We start from the raw sequence: 252 nt of genomic DNA, 5'->3' as shown, positions 1-252 counted from the left end.
ACTTTACTTGAGTCTATTGATGTCTTTATATCAATGCTGCTAAGTGTTAATAGCTGTTGATCTAAAGTAAATATTCTTATAAAATTTCTTGTTTTTATACCATCTTGAATCACTGGTGACATATTAAATTCATTTGGTCCTCTTCCTTTTTTTCCAAAACCTGAAATAAGGTGTTGATTAGAATCATATACCTTGATTATATCTTTTTTCATAGTACTAATTACAGTCAAGGAATCAATTACTTTAATGGAT

The 252-nt window shown here is 27.4% G+C and carries 1 protein-coding gene; it reads right to left on the bottom strand.

Going from position 1 to position 252, the window contains the following annotated elements:
- A partial coding sequence (locus R0J87_RS22710) for a hypothetical protein (protein ID WP_498889179.1) occupies positions 1 to 252 on the bottom strand: 252 nt, incomplete at both ends.

This window comes from Halomonas sp. SIMBA_159, assembly GCF_046536035.1.
GTDB classification, from domain to species: Bacteria; Pseudomonadota; Gammaproteobacteria; order Pseudomonadales; family Halomonadaceae; genus Vreelandella; species Vreelandella venusta_A.
Note: the sequence above shows the minus strand (reverse complement) of the source record. Positions and strands in the feature narration are given on the sequence as shown.